Source organism: Roseobacter fucihabitans, assembly GCF_014337925.2.
Lineage (GTDB): Bacteria > Pseudomonadota > Alphaproteobacteria > Rhodobacterales > Rhodobacteraceae > Roseobacter > Roseobacter fucihabitans.
On sequence record NZ_CP143423.1, the window covers coordinates 3,033,237 to 3,053,269 of the forward strand.

The window sequence follows — 20,033 nt, forward strand, 5'->3', positions numbered from 1 at the left end:
GCCTCAGGCGTTTCATGTGCACGCATCGGTTTCACGGCCAGCTTGTCGTGCATCTCTTGCCCTTTGACAGTGATCCCTGATCACGGCATCAAAGGCGCGATAACACAGGAGACCCCCCATGCAGAAAATCGTGATCCTGACGGGTGCCGGAATTTCAGCCGAAAGCGGTCTTGGGACCTTTCGCGCCGAAGGCGGGCTCTGGGCGCAGCACCGGATCGAGGATGTGGCCACCCTGGAAGGGTTCCAGCGCGATCCCAAACTGGTGGTGGATTTTTACAACGCACGGCGCGCGCAGGCCGCTGAGGCCACCCCCAACGCTGGACATCTTGCGCTGGCAAAGCTGGAGGCGGCGTTTCCGGGCGAGGTGGTTTTGATCACGCAAAACGTCGATGATCTGCACGAAAGGGCGGGTTCGCAAAAGGTGATGCACATGCACGGGGCGCTCAGTGGTGCGCTTTGTGGTTCATGCGATCACCGTTGGCCCGCGCCCATGGTCATGGCACCGGGTGACCCCTGCCCCGCCTGCGAAAAACCGACCGCGCGGCCCGATATCGTGTGGTTTGGCGAAATGCCTTACGATATGGAAGAAATTTTCGATCATCTGGCCAGCGCGGATATTTTTGCCAGCATCGGCACATCGGGCAATGTGTACCCGGCTGCGGGGTTTGTAGCCGAAGCGCGGCGCCACCGCGCGCAGACCGTGGAGTTCAATCTGGAAGCCTCGTTGGTCGCCAGCCAGTTCGACGATATCCGCATCGGTCCCGCCACGCAGACCTTGCCGCTCTGGGTCAGCGAAATTCTGGCCCGGTAACGCAAAAAGAACCCGCCCGGTTGGGGGCAGGTTCTTTCAAAACGCATCAAAGGCGGATCAGCTCAGCGCTTCTGCCGTGTCGGATGATTTCGCAATCGCCTTTTTTACTTTCAGCGCATTGGCCGAAAGCTCAACATCCTTCGCTTTCGCCAGGAACTGATCAAGACCACCGCGGTGATCGACAGTGCGCAGCGCAGCCGCAGAAATGCGGAACTTAAACACGCGACCCAAGGCTTCGGATTGCAGGGAAACGTCGTTCAGGTTCGGCAAAAACCGGCGACGGGTCCGGTTTTTGGCGTGGCTTACGTTATTGCCCGACATCGGGCCTTTTCCGGTCAATTCGCAAACGCGCGACATGGGTTCATCCTTTTTTTATGCATCGCCCCGGCGGTCCGGGATACGACGAAGGGGGCAGCCACAGGCCACGCCCCGGAAATTCGTTTGCTGGCTTTAGTTGGAATCGCTGTGGCGGTCAACCCAAGCCGGGCCGGTTTCACGGTTTTGATGTATCAGATTTGCTCAAGCTGGTCAGAAACGCCGCCGCCGCCGCCGCCGGAGCGGTATGACCTGCGGCCACCTCCTCCCCGAGGCGCATTAACGCGCCCCGCGCCTGCGGTGTTTCCAACTGTGCCAAAAGCCCATTTCTGACGTCCTGTTCGAACCAATACCGCGCCTGATCCGCGCGTGTCCGCTCCCAAAACCCCTGTTCCTGTCGCCAATCGCGCAAGCTATTCAAATCCGCCCAGACCGCATCCAACCCATCCTCCTGCAAGGCCGACACCATCATGGCCTTTGGATAGCCCGGTGGGTCCTGCGCGCGTTTGCGCAGCAGCCGCAGCGCTCCTGCATAATCCGCGCAGGTCCGCATGGCGGCGGGTTTCAGATCACCGTCCGCCTTGTTGATCAGGATCATATCGGCGATCTCCATGATGCCGCGCTTGACGCCCTGCAATTCATCGCCCCCCGCTGGGGCCAACAGTAATAAGAAGATATCGGCCATCTGCGCCACGACGGTCTCGGACTGCCCCACGCCGACCGTTTCGATCAGAACGACATCGAAACCCGCGCCCTCGCACAGGGCGACCGCTTCACGCGAACGCCGCGCCACACCGCCCAGATGGGTCTGGCTCGGAGAGGGGCGGATAAAGGCCGCGGGGTCACGAGAGAGCCGATCCATCCGGGTCTTATCCCCGAGAATCGAGCCCCCCGAGCGCGTGGAGGAGGGATCAACAGCCAGCACCGCGACCTTTAAGCCCTGTGCCACCAGCATCATCCCGAAACTCTCGATGAAGGTCGATTTGCCGACCCCCGGCGTGCCCGACAGCCCGATGCGCAGGGCCTGGCGCGCCTTGGGCAGCAGGTCCAGCAAGGCCACGGCCTGCGCCTTGTGATCGCTGCGCGCGCTTTCCACCAATGTGATCGCGCGCGCCAGGGCACGGCGTTCACCTTTTTGCACACGCTCCGCCAGATCGGCGATATCAAGATTATGGTCAGTTTTCATGATTTTGATTTGTCCTGTAGCCGCGCGTAAATGTCCAGTGCTTGGCCGCACGCGCATCATTCGCTAAGCAGCGGTATGGAAATGTCCCTGCCCATTGATACCGTTCTGCCAGAGGTGATCGCGCGCCTGCGTGGAAACCGCCGTTTGGTGCTGCAAGCCCCGCCAGGTGCGGGCAAAACCACGCGCGTCCCTCTGGCGATCCTTGCAGCGGGGCTCACACCGGGCAAGATCATCATGCTCGAACCCCGCCGCCTTGCCACCCGCGCGGCGGCCGAGCGCATGGCCGATACGCTTGGTGAAAAGCCGGGCGAAACCGTCGGTTACCGGATGCGCGGTACGACCAAAGTATCGCGCGCCACTCGGATTGAAGTCGTCACCGAAGGCATCCTGACGCGGATGATCCAATCCCAACCCGACCTGCCGGGGATCGGGGCCATCATATTTGACGAGTTCCACGAACGCTCGCTGAATGCCGATCTAGGGCTGGCGCTGGCGCTGGAGGTGGCGGGTGCGCTGCGCGGTGATCTGTTTCTGATCGTCATGTCGGCCACGCTTGATGCCGAGCCGATTGCGCATCTGATGGGCGCGCCTGTTGTGACATCCGAGGGGCGTGCGTTTGAGGTCACGCCGCATTGGCTGCCCAAGCCTGTGCCAAAAACGCAACGGCTGGAGCAGGCGGTTACGGACCTGACTCTGAGCGCGCTGACCCAAAACGCCGGCAGCGCGCTGGTTTTCCTGCCCGGTGAAGGCGAAATCCGACGGGTCGAAGCTGCACTGCGCGCGCAGGTGCCCCCGGACGTGAGCCTGTGCCCCCTGTTCGGCGCAATGCCCTTCAAGGAGCAGCGCGCCGCCATCGCGCCTGTCGCATCGGGGCGCAAGGTCGTCTTGGCGACGGCGATTGCCGAAACCTCGCTGACCATCGAAGACATCCGCATCGTCATTGATGCGGGGCTTGCCCGGCGCGCGGAATTTGATGCAGGTTCCGGCATGTCCCGCCTGATCACCACGCGGGTCAGCCGGGCAGAGGCGACCCAGCGGGCCGGACGTGCGGGGCGTGTCGCGCCGGGGGCCTGTTACAAGCTTTGGACACGCGGACAGGATGGCGCACTCCCGGCCCATCCGCCCGCAGAGATAGACGTGGGCGATCTGACGGCACTGGCGCTTGAGGTCGCCGTTTGGGGCGGGAGCGTGGGTGAAATGCCCTTTGTGACACCACCGCATGAGGGCCGTTTGCAAGAGGCTCAGGACGTGCTCAAAATGCTGGGGGCTTTGGATGAAAACGGGCGTATCACCGCGCATGGCAAGACGCTATCAGCCCTGCCTCTGCATCCACGGCTTGCACATATGCTAACAAAAGGCGGTATGAATGCACCGCTTGTCACCGCAATTTTATCTGAACGCGACATTCTGAGAGGTGCACCCACAGATTTACGGCTGCGCATCGAGGCGGCCAGAAATCCGTCGCAATTTCGCAACCAACATAACATGGACCCCAACCGCGCAGCCCTTGCGCGCATCCATCAGGAAGCCAAGAGGCTGGCGTCAAAAGCACAAGGGGGCGGACCCGAAGATATCGGCATCCTCGCGGCACTGGCCTATCCGGATCGCATTGGCCTGCGCCGCCCTGGCGAGGCGGCACGGTTCATTCTGTCAGGCGGAAAAGGTACCGTCATGCCCCAGGGTGATCCGCTGAGCGCAGCACCTCTTATTGTGGCAACGGACCTTGATGGGGACCCCCGTGAAGCCCGAATTCGCCAGGCCGTCGCCCTGGACAGGGGCGATTTACGAGCGACGTTTCCAGATCAGATTGCCTGGCAGACTGTCTGTATCTGGTCGCGACGCGAGGCGCGAGTGTTGACGCGTAAACAGGAACGGTTTGGCGCGCTCATTCTTGAGGATCGCATGTGGCAAGAAGCACCGGCAGAAGAGATCGCGCGGGCAATGCTGGAGGGGGTGCGCCAATTGGGGTTACTGGCGAGCCCGAAAGCCACACGCTTCATGGCGCGCGCCAAATTGATGTCCCAAACAGATCCCCAGTTCCCGGATTTCTCAGAAGATCACCTTATGGAGTGCCTGGAGGACTGGCTGCTGGCGCATTTGTCCGGTGTTAAAACGAGCGCCGACTGGAAGCGGTTCGACATCACGCCGGCGCTGAAGGCGCGGCTGAGTTGGGAGCAGTCACGCGCGCTGGACGCCGCCGTCCCGCCATATTTCATCACGCCGCTTGGCCGTCAGGTTCCCATCGACTATGACGGGCCACAACCGCGCATCGCCCTGCGTTTGCAGGAAGTTTTCGGTGTGACGCGCCACCCGAGCGTGGCGGGAACCCCCTTGCAATTGACGCTCCTGTCCCCGGCGCAGCGCCCGGTTCAAGTCACCGAAGATTTGCCCGGATTTTGGTCATCCTCCTATCAAGACGTGCGCAAAGACATGCGCGGACAATACCCCAAGCACCCCTGGCCCGAAGATCCAACGCAAGCCAACCCGACGCTGCGGGCCAAACCCCGCAAGTGAGCACAGTCGCATCACGGCACCAGGCATGATCGCGAACAACGCCTGATAACGGTGGAATTTCATGTGCAGTGCCTCTGAAAAGAGCTCTGCGATGCCGGAACGCCCATGTTGGACTGTCTTCACTTGAATTTGCGTCTGACCGCCAAAATCATCTGAGGTTGTTTACAAAAAATTCGAACTTTTTGCATACTACTTGGGGTCAGTTCAAAATTGTAAATCAACGCCACCCGCCAATAATTTGGAATCCCTGAATAAATCGGATAGGATGGCTAAAAATCAGGTAATAAATACCCCGTTATGATCAATACTGCAAAAACATCACTGACACATGCGGCACGCGAACGGCAAGTTGCAGCACTTTGCTATCGCGAAACGCAAGCGGGTAAAAAAGTGCTGCTTGTAACAAGTCGTGGAACAGGACGGTGGATCGTACCAAAAGGCTGGCCAATCAAAGGGTTGCCAGATCCCGAGGCCGCCTTGCAGGAGGCTTGGGAGGAGGCCGGCGTGACATCCGCCGAGGTGGAAACCGATCCCGTCGGATTTTATGACTACGACAAAAAGCGATCCGGCGGTGAGGTCACCCCGATCAAGACGCAAGTCTACCTCGCCGAGGTGGACACCCTTGCCGATGCATACCCCGAGGACCACCAGCGCGAGCGGCGTTGGTTCACCCAGAATGAAGCCGCAGCCCGGGTCGATGAACCGGAACTCAAGGACATCCTGCGCGACCTCTAGGCCGTCTCAGACCTCAAGACACCAGCGCAGAATGGCTTTTTGCGCATGCAGCCTGTTTTCGGCCTCATCAAAGATCACCGATTGCGGCCCGTCCATGACATCAGATGTGACCTCATCATCGCGGTGCGCGGGCAGGCAATGCATGAATAACGCGTCCGGCTTGGCCTGCGCCATCAATGCGGCATCCACGCGGTAGGGGCGCAGCTGGTTGTGGCGTCTCTCGCGCGCGGATTGCGCATCATGCATCGACACCCAGGTATCCGTCACGATCAGATCCGCGCCCTGCACCGCCTTGGCCGGGTCCCGTTCGATTTCGATACGCGATCCTTTGGTGCGCGCCAGCTCGACAAATTCCCGTTCCGGATCAAGCGTCGGCGGTCCGGTGAATGTCAGATCGAACCCGAATTGCCCGGCGGCATGCAGAAAGGACGCGCAGACGTTGTTGCCATCCCCGGACCAGACCACCTTTTTGCCTTTGATCGGGCCGCGGTGCTCTTCAAAAGTCAGCACATCCGCCATGATCTGGCAGGGGTGCGTGCGATCCGTCAGACCGTTGATCACCGGGACGGTGGCAAATTCCGCCATCTCGGTCAGCACCGCCTCATCAAAAGTCCGTATCATGATCAGATCGACATAGCGGCTCAACACCCGCGCCGTATCGGCAATGGTTTCGCCGTGACCAAGCTGCATGTCACTGCCCGACAGAACCATGGTTTGCCCACCCATCTGGCGCACGCCCACGTCAAAGGACACGCGCGTCCGGGTCGATGGCTTTTCAAAAATCAGCGCCACCATGCGATCCTTGAGCGGTTGATCCGCATCCAAAGCCCCGCGTGGTTTGCCGAGACGCGCGGTCTTCATATCAGCCGCGGAGTCGATGATCCGCCGCAAATCGGCAGCGTCAGTCAGGTGGATATCCAGAAAGTGGTTCATTTTTTGGTCTCAAATTCATGTGGATCAGGCAAAGCCCGTTATTAACAATTCATGTCTCAAGCGACGGCAAGTGCCGCCGCAGCCGCATCAAGGCGATCAATCGCCTGTGCGATTTCGCTGTCCTCGATCGTCAGGGATGGCAACAGCCGGATCACGTTATCCGCTGCCGGAACGGTCAGGATCAGCTGCTCATACCCCGCCTGAACAAGATCGCCGTTAGGGAGTTTGCATTTCACGCCCAGCATCAAGCCCGACCCGCGCACCGCCTCGAACACATCCGGGTGCGTCGCCACAAGCCCCTCAAGTTTCTGGCGCATCAACCCGGCCTTGCGGTTGACGTCTTCCATGAAACCCGGCGCGGTCACGTGATCCAGAACGGCGCAACCCACGGCACAGCCCAGCGGATTGCCGCCATAGGTCGAGCCATGCGTGCCCAGCGTCATGCCGCTGGCCGCATCTTCTGTGGCCAGCACCGCGCCGATGGGAAACCCGCCGCCGATCCCCTTGGCGACCATCATGATGTCGGGTGTAATGCCCGACCATTCATGCGCAAAAAGCTTGCCGGTGCGCGCAACACCGCATTGCACCTCGTCAAAGATCAGCAGAATATCATACTCATCACAAAGATCACGCAGCCCCTTGAGGCATTGATCGGGCACGGGCCGGATGCCGCCTTCGCCCTGTACCGGTTCGATCAGGATGGCAGCGGTGTTTTCGGTGATCGCCGCGGTCAGCGCGTCATGATCGCCAAATTCGAGATGCACGAAACCGGGCAAAAGGGGCCCGAACCCTTTGGTCATTTTCTCCGAGCCCGCCGCCGCAATCCCCGCAGAAGACCGGCCATGAAAGGAGCCGGAAAACGTGATGATATCGGTCTTGTCGGGCTGGCCTTTGTCGTACCAATATTTGCGCGCCATCTTGACGGCCAATTCGCAGGCCTCGGTGCCGGAATTGGTGAAAAACACCGTGTCGGCAAAGGTGTGCGCGGTGAGCTTGTCGGCCAGTTCCTGCTGTTTGGGGATCTGATAGAGGTTGGAGGTATGCCACAGCGCGCCTGCCTGATCGCATAACGCCTGAACCAGCGCGGGATGCGCGTGGCCCAGGGCATTCACCGCGATCCCCGCGCCAAGGTCCAGAAAGCGTCGCCCATCCGCCTCGATTAACCAGGACCCTTCGCCTTTGACAAAGCTGAACGGGGCACGGGAATAGGTCGGCAGAAGGGTCGGGATCATCGGATCGTCCTTAGCAAAAGGCCTGTGGCGTGAGCACGGAAGGTGCATGAGGCTGGCAGGCAGGTCAACAATGTAAGTTGGAAAATGCGCGCTCATAGGCGCAGGATCACGGCAGCGGGGTCAGGCGGCTGCGCGTCGTCGGATCGTTTTATGTGTGACGGTGATCATGCTGCGGCGTCTACGCGATGCCCACCGGTTTGCAAAGCAGTTTTTGACCTCTTGCTGCACGCGCGTTTGAGGCGCATAGCGACGCTCATGTTTCAGCCCAAAACCGATAATCCCGGTCTCGCGGTGTTTTTGATGATCATCGCCACCGCCTTCATCGCGGCGACGACGCTGTTTGCCAAGGCTTTGGGCGGGGACACGTTGGGGCCGCCTCTGCATCCGCTCCAGATCAGCCATGGGCGGTTTGTCTTTGCCTTCATGGCCCTGGCCAGCGTTGCGATTGTCCTGCGGCCCCGGTTCACGCCGCCTCATTGGGCGCTGCATATCGCGCGCACCAGTTTTGGCTGGGCCGGTGTCACGCTGATGTTTGCCGCGGTCGCCTTCATCCCGCTCGCGGATGCCACGGCCATCGTTTTCTAAATCCGGTTTTCGCCATGATGCTGGCAATCCCCCTGTTGCATGAAAAAGTCGGCCCGATCCGCTGGGGGGCCGCCGTGATGGCGCTTGCCGGGGCGATGATCCTGCTGCGCCCGACCTCTGAGAGTTTTCAGATGGCCAGCCTGCTGGCGCTCGCCGCTGCGCTGATCATGGGATTTGAATTGATTTTCATCAAAAAACTTTCCGGGCGCGAAGCACCGTTTCAGGTCTTGCTGATCAACAACATGCTGGGCATGGGCATTTCATCGCTTACGGTGATTGCCGTCTGGCAGATGCCGAGCCTCGCGCAATGGGGTGTTTTGATTGCGCTTGGCCTCTGTATGGCGCTGGCGCAGGCCTGTTTTATCAATGCGATGGCGCGTGCGGATGCAAGTTTCATCGCGCCTTTCAGCTACGGCACATTGTTGTTTGCCACGCTTTACGACATCGCCTTTTTCGCGCAGATTCCGGATACGATCACCCTGGCGGGCGGGTCGATTATTCTTTCAGGCGGGGTGCTTTTGACCTGGCGCGAGGCCAAGGCACGCAAGCGCGCCGCGCAAACGGAACCAAAGCCCCGCGTTCACCGCTTGTAACTCCGCCTGTAGTGATTAGAATAGGGGGCTGACGATAGATACCGGGCGGTCCGCAATGTGCAGGGCCGCTTTTAACTTAGGGAATGGCTGATGTCTTGGACGGACGATCGCGTAGAACTGCTCAAAAAGATGTGGGGCGAAGGACAATCCGCCAGCCAGATCGCCAAGGAGTTGGGTGGTGTAACGCGCAACGCGGTCATCGGCAAGGTACACAGGTTGGGCCTGTCCAACCGCGCCACCGCCTCCGCGACAGCCAAGACGGACGCCAAGCCCAAACCCGCCCCAAAGGCAGAAGCCAAGGCCAAGCCCGCACCCAAACCCGCCGAACCGGCGACTGCCAAGGCCGACCCGCCTCCGCCGCCCGTCAAGCTGCCGGCGCGCAAGCAGATCATTCCGGCCGGTCAACCGCTGCCGCCGCAGCCCTCGGCCAATGAGATCAGTCCGGAAGCCCTGGCCAAAGTCTCCGAGATCGAGAAAAAGGCTAAGCGCCTAGGTCTGATGGAATTGACCGAACGCACCTGCAAATGGCCCGTCGGCGATCCCGCCACAGAGGATTTCTGGTTCTGTGGTCTGCCCGTGCAACAGGGCAAGCCCTATTGCGAGGCCCATGTCGGCGTGGCGTTCCAGCCGATGTCATCACGCCGCGACCGGCGCCGCTAATACCGGGCATCGACGGACAGAACAATCAAGAGCCCACGCCATTATGGTGTGGGCTTTTTTCGTGTTGAAACAGTTTGAACACAATGGTGAATTGCGCTGCGCGCTGCATCGTTTATGACCATGCAGAGATTTTGAAAGCGGGAGCGCCACCATGCCGTCATCTTCCACGATCCGGGCCGCGGATGCCGTTGCGCGCCGCCTTTATGCGCAGGGGTGCCGCTATGCGTTCGGGATGCCGGGCGGCGAGGTTCTGACCCTGATCGACGCGCTTGAGGATGCCGGGATCAGCTTTGTTCTGGCCAAACACGAAAACGCCGCCGCCTTCATGGCCGAAGGGGCCTATCACCGCACTGGTGCGCCTGCCATTCTGGTGGCCACGGTGGGTCCAGGGGCGCTTAACGGGGTCAATGCGGTCGCCAATGCGCATCAGGACCGCGTGCCGATGATCGTGCTGGCGGGGGCCGTGGACGGCGATGAGGCGCAGAGCTACACGCATCAGGTTCTCGACCAGCAAGCCGTGTTTCGCCCCATTACCAAGGCCAGTTTCTCGCTTGTCCCCGGTGCGGCGCATATCATCATCGACAAGGCCATCGGCATTGCCACCGAAGGGCGCCCCGGCCCCGTGCATATCGACGTCCCGATCGCCGTGGCCGATACGCAGGTGCCCGCGAATGCCGCCCCTGCCCGGCCCAAGGCCTCCCCGGTTGCGCCCACGGGGGGCGATCTGGAAACGGCCCGCTTGTGGCTATCCGAGGCCAAACGGCCCGTCATCATCGCCGGGCTGGATGCGATGGTGGAGGGGGCGGGTGACGCGCTTATGCGATTTGCCGAAACCTACAATGTGCCGGTCATCACGACCTATAAGGCCAAGGGCTTGATACCTGAGGACCACCCGCTTTCACTGGGCGGTGCGGGTCTGTCTCCCTTGGCGGACCGTCATCTTTTACCCTTGATCGAAAAGGCCGATCTCATTCTTTGTGTCGGCTATGATCCCATCGAAATGCGCACCGGATGGCGCAACATCTGGAACCCATTGCAGCAACGCGTGATCGACATCATAGCCGAGCCGAACCACCATTACATGCATCAGGCCAGCCTGAATTTCATCGCCGATTGCGCCGCCAGTCTGGATGCGCTCGCGCACGACACGCAAGCGCAAGCGCAAGAAACCTGGCCCGGTGGCGAGATCGCGGCCACGCAATCGGCGCTCTCGGCGGCCTTTCCCAGCGATGAGCCATGGGGACCCGGTGCGGTAATGGACACCTGCCGCAAGGTTCTGCCACGCACCACGCTGGCAACGGTCGACAGCGGCGCGCATCGCATTCTGCTCAGCCAGATGTGGCACTGCTATGAGCCGCGCGGGCTGACGCAATCCACCGCCCTTTGCACGATGGGCTGTGCCATACCGCTGGCCATGGGCACGAAACTCGCCGACCCGGAACGCCCAGTGATCAGCTTTTGCGGCGATGCGGGGTTCCTGATGGTTGCAGGGGAATTGTCCACCGCGGCGGAACTGGCCCTGAAACCCATCATCCTCGTCTTTGTTGATGCCTCCCTGTCGCTGATCGAACTCAAGCAACGCTCCCGCCAGATGAAAAACCGCGGTGTGGATTTCGCCAAACATGATTTTGCAGCTATGGGTGTCGCCTTTGCCGGCGCGGGGCATACGGTCACGAACCGCGCGGAATTGAGCACCGCGCTACAAACCGCAATGACGGCGGACACCTTCACCGTCATCGCGGCGGTGATCGAACGCGGAGCCTATGATGGTCGTATCTGACACCCCCATGGCACTGGATGGCCTCGTCGTTCTCGACCTCAGCCGTATTTTGGCGGGACCCACCGCAACACAGATATTGGGCGATCTTGGCGCAACCGTGATCAAGGTCGAAAACCCCAAATCAAAGGGGGATGACACGCGCGGCTGGGGTCCGAATTACGCGATGGACGCGGACGGCAAACGCACGGATCTGTCGGCCTATTTCATGGCGGCCAACCGCAACAAGCTGTCCATTTCCGTTGATCTGTCCACGGCGGAGGGTCAGGACACCATCCGCCACCTCGCCGCCCGTGCGGATGTGGTGGTCGAGAATTATAAACCCGGCGGCTTGGCCAAGTATGGTCTGGATCACGACACGCTGCTCAAGGCCCACCCCGCTCTAGTCTATTGCTCGATTTCCGGTTTCGGGCAAACCGGGCCGAACCGAGAACAACCCGGCTATGACCTTATGGCACAAGGCTACGGCGGGATCATGTCGCTGACCGGCGCGCCCGATGGCCCCCCGATGAAAGTCGGCGTGGGGATCGCGGATGTTATGTGCGGGATGTATGCCACCATCGGCATCCTTGCCGCTCTGCGCCACCGCGACGCCAGCGGCGAAGGGCAGCATATCGATCTCAGCCTTGTGGATGCGCAAATGGCCTGGCTGATCAATGAGGGCACCAACTTCCTGACCTCGGGCACATTGCCCGAACGCCGTGGCAATGCGCATCCCAACATTGTGCCCTATGACGCCTTTCCCTGTGCGGATGGGCATGTGTTGCTGGCGGTTGGCAATGATGCGCAATTCGCGCGGTTTTGCGATGTGGTGGGTCTGGAGCGACTGGCGCATGATCCCGATTATACAACCAACCTTGCGCGTATCGAGAACCGCGTGACGCTGACCAAACTGATCACGGACGCGCTGGCACCCTTGTCACGCGACGCAGTTTTGGCCAAATGTCACAGCGTAAAAGTGCCCGCCGGTCCGATCCATACCGTGGCCGAGGCGCTGCACTCGGATCAGGCACAGGCGCGCGGCAGCGTCGTCAAGCTCAAAGCCACCAATACGGCAAAAGGGTCGGTCGACGTGCTGGCCAACCCACTCAAATTCTCGCGCACCCCGGTGCAATACCGCCACGCGCCACCGCGTTTCGGACAAGACACCCAAAAGGTATTCGACATGTTTGGCATTCCGCCCAAAGCGGAGTGAAACAACAGCACAAAATCGGCCCTTTTCCGCCTGCTTTACGGTTGTATTGCTGAAACATTGGCCCGTTTTCAACACGCGTCTTCACGTTGGCGTGTAACAGCGCGCGCGACGCTTCGCGGCCTGTCATATTGCGATAAACATTCGAAATCTTTGTTAATTGAAGGCGTGATCTTAATGATGTTTGATATTTGTCAGAGCCCTGTGACGCTCTCCTCTACGCAGGCACTTGACCACTGGAACGGGATGATCCGCGCGTTCCTGGCACATGGCACGACCACACCGACCCATCTTGGTGCCCTGCTGCAAAGCCATCCGGAGTTCGCCATGGGACATGCAGCGCGGGGGTTGTTTTCCCTGATGCTGGGGCGAGCCGAGTTGATCCCGGTTGCGCGGGAGGCGGCCAAAACCGCGCGGGCGGCTTTGCAAATATCCGGGGCATCCACACGTGAAATCCTCTGGGTGGATGCGCTTGATCATTGGTTGGCGGGACGTCCGTCCGGCGCGATCCTGGCCATGGAAGACGTGCTGAGCCAGTACCCGACAGATACGTTAAGTGCCAAGGTCAGCCACGCCATCAGATTCGTTCTGGGTGACGCCAAGGGCATGCGCGCCTCCGTGGAAAATGTGCTGGATGCGCATGGTGCGGATCACGCGTGCCGGGGGTATCTGCTGGGATGTCACGCCTTCGCGCTGGAAGAGACGGGTGCCTATGATCACGCCGAGCGCGCCGGGCGCGAGGGGATGCTTCTGGCACCGGATGATGCCTGGGGGTTGCACGCGATTACCCATGTTTATGACATGACCGCGCGCCCCGAACTGGGCATCGGCCTGATCGAAACACATACCGCAGCCTGGGATCACTGTAACAACTTCCGCTATCATGTCTGGTGGCACAAAGCCCTGCTGCACATGGATCAGGGCCAGCTTGACGTGGCGCTGGGGCTTTATGACGCGCAAATCCGTGCGGATAAAACGGATGACTACCGCGATATTTCAAATGCGACCTCGTTGCTGATGCGGCTGGAGCTGGAGGGCGTGGATGTCGGCCCGCGCTGGGAAGAATTGGCGGATCTGGCGCAAAACCGCACGGATGATGGCTGCGTGGTCTTTGCCGATCTGCACTACATGCTCGCGCTGGCCGGGGCGCAGCGCCCGGAGGCTCAAGACGCCATGGCCCGGCGGTTCGCACGCGATGCGGCAAAAATCGGCGAAATGCCTGCGCTTTACAAGGATCCCGGTGTTGCGGCACTCGCCGGTCTGAACGCCTTTGCTGAGGGGCGTTATGATGCGGCATTCGGCGACCTTATGAGCGCACGCCCTGCCATGCAGAGCATCGGGGGCAGCCACGCCCAGCGCGATGTGTTCGAACGGCTCACCATTGATGCGGGCCTGCGCGCCGGGCGATATGAGCAGACAGAAGCCGTTTTGCGCGCCCGCCTGGCCCAGCGTGCCGGGTGCGAGGATCGCTTTACCCATACCCGTTTGGCTTCGCTTCATGAGGCCCGGCGGATCCCCGCACAGTGAGTGACGGAGCCTGATGACATTCCCCTGGACAAGGCATAAAAACCCGCCATGACGCTTGCTGACCCCTCATATATTGCACCCCGCACCGGTACGACCACGCAAGCGACGCCCGTGGTGAAACAGCGTGACGTGCGTCTTGATTTCTTTCGCGGTATCGCGATGTTCATCATCCTTTTTGCCCATACACCGGGGAATTTTTTCACCTCCTGGATACCGGCGCGATGGGGCTTTTCGGATGCGACGGAAATCTTCGTGTTCTGCTCGGGCATGGCGTCGGCCATCGCCTTTGGGCGGGCCTATGACACGGTGGGCTGGCGTCTGGGCACGGCGCGGGTAAGTTTTCGCGTCTGGCAGGTCTATTGGGCGCATATCGGGCTGTTTTTCGCAGTGGCAACGCTGCTGGCAGCAATCGATATGACGGGGGCTTATGACAAGGTCTATATTGGCACGCTGAACCTGTGGAAGTTCTTTGCCGATCCCGGCCCACAGCTTGTCGGGCTTTTGACGCTGACCTATGTGCCGAATTATTTCGATATTCTGCCGATGTATATGGTCGTTCTGGCGATGATGCCCGTGATCATGGCGCTGTCACGGGTGCATTTGGGACTGGTTGCTCTGTTCATCGGCGGTACGTGGTTTTTTGCGCAACAACATCTGCTTGGTGGCCTTGGCCTTGCGGCTCTCCATTTTGAATTACCCGCGGAACCCTGGTCAGATCGTTCCTGGTTTTTCAATCCCTTCGCATGGCAGCTGATCTTCTTCTCCGGCTTTGCCTTCATGCGCGGCTGGCTGCCCAAACCGCCCGTCTCACCGATCCTGATCGGCCTGGCGCTGGCACTTGTGCTGATCAACGTGCCGCTTTCCAACATCGGCGTGCGCGAATTTGGCTTCGAGTGGGCGCGTGACTGGCGCATCGCCAATAAGGCGTGGATTTCCAAATCTGACTTCGGATTGCTGCGCTATGTGCATTTTCTGGCCTTGGCCTATCTGTGCTGGGTGGCCGCCGGGGACAAGGGTATGCGCCTTTTGACCACCGGGACCAGCGCGCTGTCGCGACTATGGCAGCGCATCCTGGCGATCATTCTCAAGGTCGGACAGCAATCGCTGGCGGTCTTCATCGTCAGCATGTTCACCGCACGGGTCAGCGGGTTCGTGATGGATGTTGTGGGGCGCGATACCTGGACGGTGGTCGCGGTCAATTTTGCCGGAATGGGGGTTCTGGTTCTGACAGCTTATGGCGCGGGATGGTATAAATCCCAACCCTGGCGCAAGAAGGTGGTTTGATATGCTGCGCCGTGATGTTCTGAAATCTCTGGCGGCTTTGGCTGCCGTTCCCGCTGCGGGTTTCGCAGGGGAACCGGGGTTGCAACTGGGCGATGCGCTTCCTTTTGACGGCGATACCGTCCGGGCGACGGCCAAGGCGCTGGCGACACAAGAATACCAGCCCCGCCCCCTGATCCCCGAAAGCTGGCGCAACCTGAGCTATGATCAATACCGAAAGATTTGGTTTGATGGTCGCAACGCGGTCTGGGAGGACACTGACAAGCCCCAAAGGGTCGATGTCCTGGCACCCGGGCTCTATTTTCCGCAGGCGGTTGAGATCAATGTTGTCGAAAACGGCATGGCGCGTCCCCTGGCCTTTGATATGGCGGTGTTTGACAGCACCGACAAATTTCCCGACGTCGAGATTGACGCGACATTGGGCTATTCCGGTCTGCGCCTGCGCGCCGAATTGGAAAACACCGGCATCTTTCAGGAATACGCCGTGTTTCAGGGCGCGAGCTATTTTCGCGGTATCGGGACGGATGAAACCTATGGCCTCTCCGCACGCGGCCTTGCGCTCAAAACGGGCGATCCGATGGGCGAGGAGTTTCCCGATTTTACCCGGTTCTGGATGGAAACACCGGCGGCGGGGGCGGGCGCGGTCGTGTTGCATGCCTTGCTCGATAGCCCAAGCTGCACGGGGGCCTACCGTTTCGAGATTGCACCGGGGGACACGCTGCGCATGTCGGTCTCGGCTGAAATCTTTGCGCGCACCGAGATAACCCATGTCGGCATCGCACCGCTCACATCAATGTTCCTGTTTGATGAAACCATGCGCCAGCGGTTTGATGATTTCCGCCCCGCCGTGCATGACAATGACGGTTTGCTGATCCACAATGGCGCGGGCGAAGTCATCTGGCGTCCTCTGGCCAATCCGCTCACGCTCCAGATCAGCGCCTTTTCGGACAATAATCCGCGTGGCTTTGGCCTGATGCAACGCCCGCGTAAATTCAGCGATTATGCGGATCTCGAAGCGCTTTATCATGCGCGCCCCTCGGCCTGGATCACACCGCAAGAAGACTGGGGGCCAGGTGCCGTGACGTTGGTCGAAATCCCCGCCGATCTGGAAATCTATGACAATATCGTCGCCTATTGGCGCCCCTCGGCCCCGATTGCCGCCGGGCAAAGCCACAAGATGAACTACCTACTTGACTGGGGCGATGATCCGGCACCCCAGGTTGATACGCCCCTGCGCGTGCTTGGTACGGCCATCGGCGGGCGCCCCGAGGGTGGCAAGATCGTCACGATTGATTTCGAGGACGCCGCCCTTGTGCCGCAGGACCTCGATCAACTGGAAATCGTGCTGCGCAGCAGCGCCGGAACCCTGACGCGCGGTCTTGTGCAAAGAAATCCGGAAACAAATGGGCCCCGGCTGGCGTTTACCTTTGAGCCGGAAGATGCGCGCTACATTGAGTTCCGGGCACAGCTGCGTTTGAACAACGCCCCCCTGAGTGAAGTGTGGTTATATAGGTGGACCACCGGGTGAACAACGATTTGCACAACACGGACACGGCAATGACGACCATGCCCCCCCGCACGCCAATGCGCATGTGGGCGCAGGATCTGTCTGCCTGCCCTGACCAGCTTGCAAGCCACGCCAATCCGAACTTTGGGCGTGGCTTTGGGTGGCGACTGGCGCTTTTCGTCCCGGCCCTCACAGCGACCGCATTATTGGTTGCTGGCATGTATGGCTGGCTGTCCGAAACCGGCATGACCGGTCTGGAATGGGTCCTTTTGATGCTCATCGGGGTGACATTCATTTGGGTGACCCTCTCGGTCAGCACGGTCGGGGTTGCCATTGCCGGGCTTTTGGCACGCGAAAAGGCGCAGACCCGCCCGCGTTGTGATATCATACCGTTGGACGTGGCTTTGCTGGTGCCAATCTACAACGAGGTCCCGAGCGATGTTTTTGGCAATGCAACGGCCATGCTGGATGATCTGGCGCGCCAGAACAGCCCGCATCGCTATACGCTGTTTGTGCTCTCCGATACGCGGGATGATGACATCGCGTTGGATGAATTGCGTGCTTTTGCGGCCCTGCGCGCTTCCGCCCCACAAGGCGTCGCCGTCCATTACCGCAGGCGTGAAACCAATTTCGACAAAAAGGTCGGGAACCTGCTGGATTGGATCACCGGCTGGGGGGCCGCCTATGAGGCGATGCTTGTGCTGGATGCGGACAGCCTGATGACGGGGCGCGCGATTGAGCGGCTTGCCGATGAGCTCAGCGTTGATCCCAGCGCCGGTCTGATCCAGACCTTTCCGATGCTGATCGGGGCCGAAACCGTTTTCGCCCGTCTGCAACAGTTCTCTAACATCGCCTATGGCTGGCTGCTGGCCGAAGGTCTGGCCAAATGGGCGCGCAGCGAGGGCAATTACTGGGGCCATAACGCGATTATCCGTACCCGCGCCTTTGCGGCCTCCGCCGGGCTGCCGTATTTGCAGGGGCGCAAGGGCAAGGCGGAGTTGATCCTGAGCCATGATTTCGTCGAAGCCGGGTTGCTGCGCCGCGCAGGGTGGCGGGTGCGCTTCCTGCCGCGCGTGACGGGCAGTTTCGAGGAAACCCCCGGCACGCTGATTGATTACGCGCTGCGCGATCAACGCTGGTGTCGCGGCAATCTGCAACATCTGCGCCTGCTGAAAACCGCCGGGCTGCATCCGGTCTCGCGCTATCATCTGTTCCACGGCGCGGTCAGCTATCTGCTCTCGCCCGCCTGGTTTTTCCTGCTGATTGTCTGGGCCTTGCTGGGCGTGGATTCCGAGACCAACGTTGTGCGGTATTTCAACGAAACCAACCCGCTGTTCCCCGACTGGCCCCCCGAGATGAGCCATATCGATTCAGCCGTCTTTCTGGTCATCATGTACGCCATGCTGCTGACGCCCAAGCTGGTTGGCGCGGGCATCATCGCGCTGCACCCCAAGGCCACCAGGGTCTATGGCGGGCGCGGTGCGTTCCTGATGGCCTTTGTGGTCGAGATCACCCTCTCCATCGCCTATGCGCCGATCATGATGGTACAGCAAACCCGCGCGGTGTTGCGGGCGCTCTTTGGGCGCTCAGATGCCTGGGTGGCGCAATCGCGTCACGCGCAGGCCTATCCGCTCTCGACCCTGCTGCGCTTCCACTGGGTGGAAACCATCCTTGGTCTGGTGCTTTTGGCGGGCTTGGGTGCGGGGCTGGTATCGTTCTGGCTGATCCCGATTATGGCGAGCCTCTGCCTTGCGGTGCCGCTCTCCGCCCTGAGCGCCGTACCGCTATCACGCAGGCTGCCGGGAGGGCTGAAAATGCAAAGCCCCAACACGATCCGCGAACCCGGCATCGTCAGCCGCGCCCGCCTGGAACGCTCCCGTCTTCACGCCATGCTGAAAGCGGCGCGCATGCCTGCGGAATAATACCGGGCGGTCGTTATTGGTGTTCAGGACATCGTGCGTGGATCAGGAATGACGCGCTTGGGATCATGGTGGATCCGGTCAAGGTGAGGCGGCCTGCAGGACGCGATGGCGGTCAAAAGAGCTCAGCCCTTGCGCCGCACCGGCAAGCCGCGTTTGATCCAGCCGGGTCCTGCACCAGATCCAAGCATCCCTTCAGGAACATCAATAATACGCGTAAACCCGGCGCTCAGGAGTTTCGCGCCCTGGTGATGTGAGCGCACCCCCCGCGCACAGATCAGCGCGACAGGGCGCGTGGTATCCCCCCGCACCACATGCATCAAAGCCTCGATGAAATCGCCGCGCCGCATGTCGATAGGAATCGCCCCCTCGCCGACGCCGGTCAGTGCCCATTCATCCGGGCGTCTGATATCGATCAGTGTAACCTCTCCGGCCAATGCGGCTTGATGTGCCTCCGCAGCGGATAGGGCAGCTTCACCGTTCTCGGCCCAGATATTGAACCAGCGCGCCGCACCTGCCCCACCGGTGACGATGCCGATGGCCCCCAACGCCAAAACGCCTCGCCGCGACAGACGCGGCGAGGGTGTTGCAGAGTTGGCAGGGGGAACCTTTTTTGCCAAACTCAATTCACCGGCGCAGAACTTTCAAACTGCGGGATGGCGCGGTCGGAGGCGGGATCTGCTTCAATGCTGACCCAGTTGTTTTCCGATAGCTCCAGGTTGCCCGGAATGTCCTCTTCCCAGAAACCAACCACATTTTGCGTGATGTTGAGATAGAGTTTTCCGTCCAGAATACGCCACAGGTTCGGGTTGCCCGGTACCTTGCCGCCCTTGGCAACACCGTAGGCACAATGCCCGTCATATTGCGGCAAGTACTTTTCGGGGTTGGCTTCAAAGGCGGCTTTATTGGCCTCTGTGGAGAAGGCAAACGTCGCGCCATTATGAGTGGCGGTGATGTTCTTGTTGCCCGGGATGGCTGCGGGTTGGGATTGACCAACGGCATTCTGGTCCAGATCAAAATAGGCGACCACGTCATAGCCCGACACGGCAAACCCTGTCGGATCAACATATTGATCACCCGCCCAAGCGGAAGACGCGATGGTCAAAGCAATCGCGATACCGGCGATTTTGAGGGGAAAACGATTCATTGCAAACTCCAATTCGGCAAAGGAACATTCCGAGATGATCCTGTCTGTGTCCCGTGTAGAGGACCATTGGCGTTCTGTGCACCCTCTGAAGCACTCTCTCGCGCGCTTGTGAAAAAACA

16 protein-coding genes and 1 pseudogene are annotated in these 20,033 nt (G+C 60.4%); 11 read left to right on the forward strand and 6 right to left on the reverse strand.

Annotated elements, in window-relative coordinates:
* The first annotated feature begins 118 nt into the window (after nt 1-118).
* Complete coding sequence (locus ROLI_RS14920) at nt 119-811, forward strand: NAD-dependent deacylase (RefSeq protein ID WP_338469176.1); 693 nt, start codon at nt 119-121, stop codon at nt 809-811.
* A gap of 57 nt (nt 812-868) precedes the next feature.
* On the opposite strand, the gene rpmB is transcribed toward ROLI_RS14920, so the two are convergent.
* On the reverse strand, nt 869-1,168 hold the full coding sequence (gene rpmB, locus ROLI_RS14925; protein WP_338469177.1) for a 50S ribosomal protein L28: 300 nt from the start codon (nt 1,166-1,168) through the stop codon (nt 869-871).
* Nucleotides 1,169-1,304: 136 nt separating this feature from the next.
* On the reverse strand, nt 1,305-2,312 hold the full coding sequence (meaB, locus tag ROLI_RS14930) for a methylmalonyl Co-A mutase-associated GTPase MeaB (protein WP_338469178.1): 1,008 nt from the start codon (nt 2,310-2,312) through the stop codon (nt 1,305-1,307).
* Nucleotides 2,313-2,387: 75 nt separating this feature from the next.
* Between meaB and hrpB the strand changes: the two genes are divergently transcribed.
* Entirely contained in the window at nt 2,388-4,826 is a 2,439-nt protein-coding gene (hrpB, locus tag ROLI_RS14935; RefSeq protein ID WP_338469179.1) for an ATP-dependent helicase HrpB, read from the forward strand.
* A 297-nt stretch (nt 4,827-5,123) separates the two neighbouring features.
* Nucleotides 5,124-5,561, forward strand: a complete 438-nt coding sequence (locus tag ROLI_RS14940) for an NUDIX hydrolase (protein ID WP_338469180.1) — start codon at nt 5,124-5,126, stop codon at nt 5,559-5,561.
* Between the two features lie 6 nt (nt 5,562-5,567).
* Here the strand turns inward: ROLI_RS14940 and argF are convergent, their stop codons facing one another.
* Nucleotides 5,568-6,494 carry an ornithine carbamoyltransferase gene (argF, locus tag ROLI_RS14945; RefSeq protein WP_338469181.1) on the reverse strand — a complete coding sequence of 309 codons (927 nt, stop codon included), beginning with the start codon at nt 6,492-6,494 and terminating at the stop codon, nt 5,568-5,570.
* A 56-nt stretch (nt 6,495-6,550) separates the two neighbouring features.
* A complete protein-coding gene (locus tag ROLI_RS14950) occupies nt 6,551-7,726 on the reverse strand; it encodes an aspartate aminotransferase family protein (protein WP_338469182.1) in 1,176 nt (391 codons plus the stop codon).
* A gap of 255 nt (nt 7,727-7,981) precedes the next feature.
* Here ROLI_RS14950 and ROLI_RS14955 point away from each other — a divergent pair.
* The 8 genes and pseudogenes from ROLI_RS14955 to mdoH all read left to right on the forward strand — a co-directional run bounded on the left by ROLI_RS14955 (nt 7,982) and on the right by mdoH (nt 18,770).
* A pseudogene (locus ROLI_RS14955) lies at nt 7,982-8,904 on the forward strand (DMT family transporter).
* A gap of 90 nt (nt 8,905-8,994) precedes the next feature.
* On the forward strand, nt 8,995-9,564 hold the full coding sequence (locus tag ROLI_RS14960; RefSeq protein WP_338469183.1) for a GcrA family cell cycle regulator: 570 nt from the start codon (nt 8,995-8,997) through the stop codon (nt 9,562-9,564).
* 151 nt (nt 9,565-9,715) lie between these two features.
* On the forward strand, nt 9,716-11,344 hold the full coding sequence (locus ROLI_RS14965; protein ID WP_338469184.1) for a thiamine pyrophosphate-binding protein: 1,629 nt from the start codon (nt 9,716-9,718) through the stop codon (nt 11,342-11,344).
* Nucleotides 11,331-12,536: a CoA transferase gene (locus tag ROLI_RS14970; protein ID WP_338469185.1), complete on the forward strand. Its 1,206-nt coding sequence runs from the start codon at nt 11,331-11,333 to the stop codon at nt 12,534-12,536. Before ROLI_RS14965 ends, ROLI_RS14970 begins: the two co-directional genes overlap by 14 nt.
* A 174-nt stretch (nt 12,537-12,710) precedes the next feature.
* Nucleotides 12,711-14,060 carry a tetratricopeptide repeat protein gene (locus ROLI_RS14975; protein ID WP_338469186.1) on the forward strand — a complete coding sequence of 450 codons (1,350 nt, stop codon included), beginning with the start codon at nt 12,711-12,713 and terminating at the stop codon, nt 14,058-14,060.
* Nucleotides 14,061-14,108: 48 nt separating this feature from the next.
* Nucleotides 14,109-15,344, forward strand: a complete 1,236-nt coding sequence (locus ROLI_RS14980; RefSeq protein WP_338469187.1) for an OpgC domain-containing protein — start codon at nt 14,109-14,111, stop codon at nt 15,342-15,344.
* Between the two features lies 1 nt (nt 15,345).
* On the forward strand, nt 15,346-16,869 hold the full coding sequence (locus tag ROLI_RS14985; protein ID WP_338469188.1) for a glucan biosynthesis protein G: 1,524 nt from the start codon (nt 15,346-15,348) through the stop codon (nt 16,867-16,869).
* 29 nt (nt 16,870-16,898) lie between these two features.
* Nucleotides 16,899-18,770, forward strand: coding sequence for a glucans biosynthesis glucosyltransferase MdoH (gene mdoH / locus ROLI_RS14990; RefSeq protein ID WP_338469189.1), 1,872 nt, complete (start codon nt 16,899-16,901; stop codon nt 18,768-18,770).
* Nucleotides 18,771-18,892: 122 nt separating this feature from the next.
* Here mdoH and ROLI_RS14995 read toward each other — a convergent pair whose 3' ends face one another.
* Nucleotides 18,893-19,387, reverse strand: coding sequence for a rhodanese-like domain-containing protein (locus tag ROLI_RS14995; RefSeq protein ID WP_187432116.1), 495 nt, complete (start codon nt 19,385-19,387; stop codon nt 18,893-18,895).
* 2 nt (nt 19,388-19,389) lie between these two features.
* Nucleotides 19,390-19,914, reverse strand: coding sequence for a YHS domain-containing (seleno)protein (locus ROLI_RS15000; protein ID WP_187432115.1), 525 nt, complete (start codon nt 19,912-19,914; stop codon nt 19,390-19,392).
* Nucleotides 19,915-20,033: the final 119 nt, after the last annotated feature.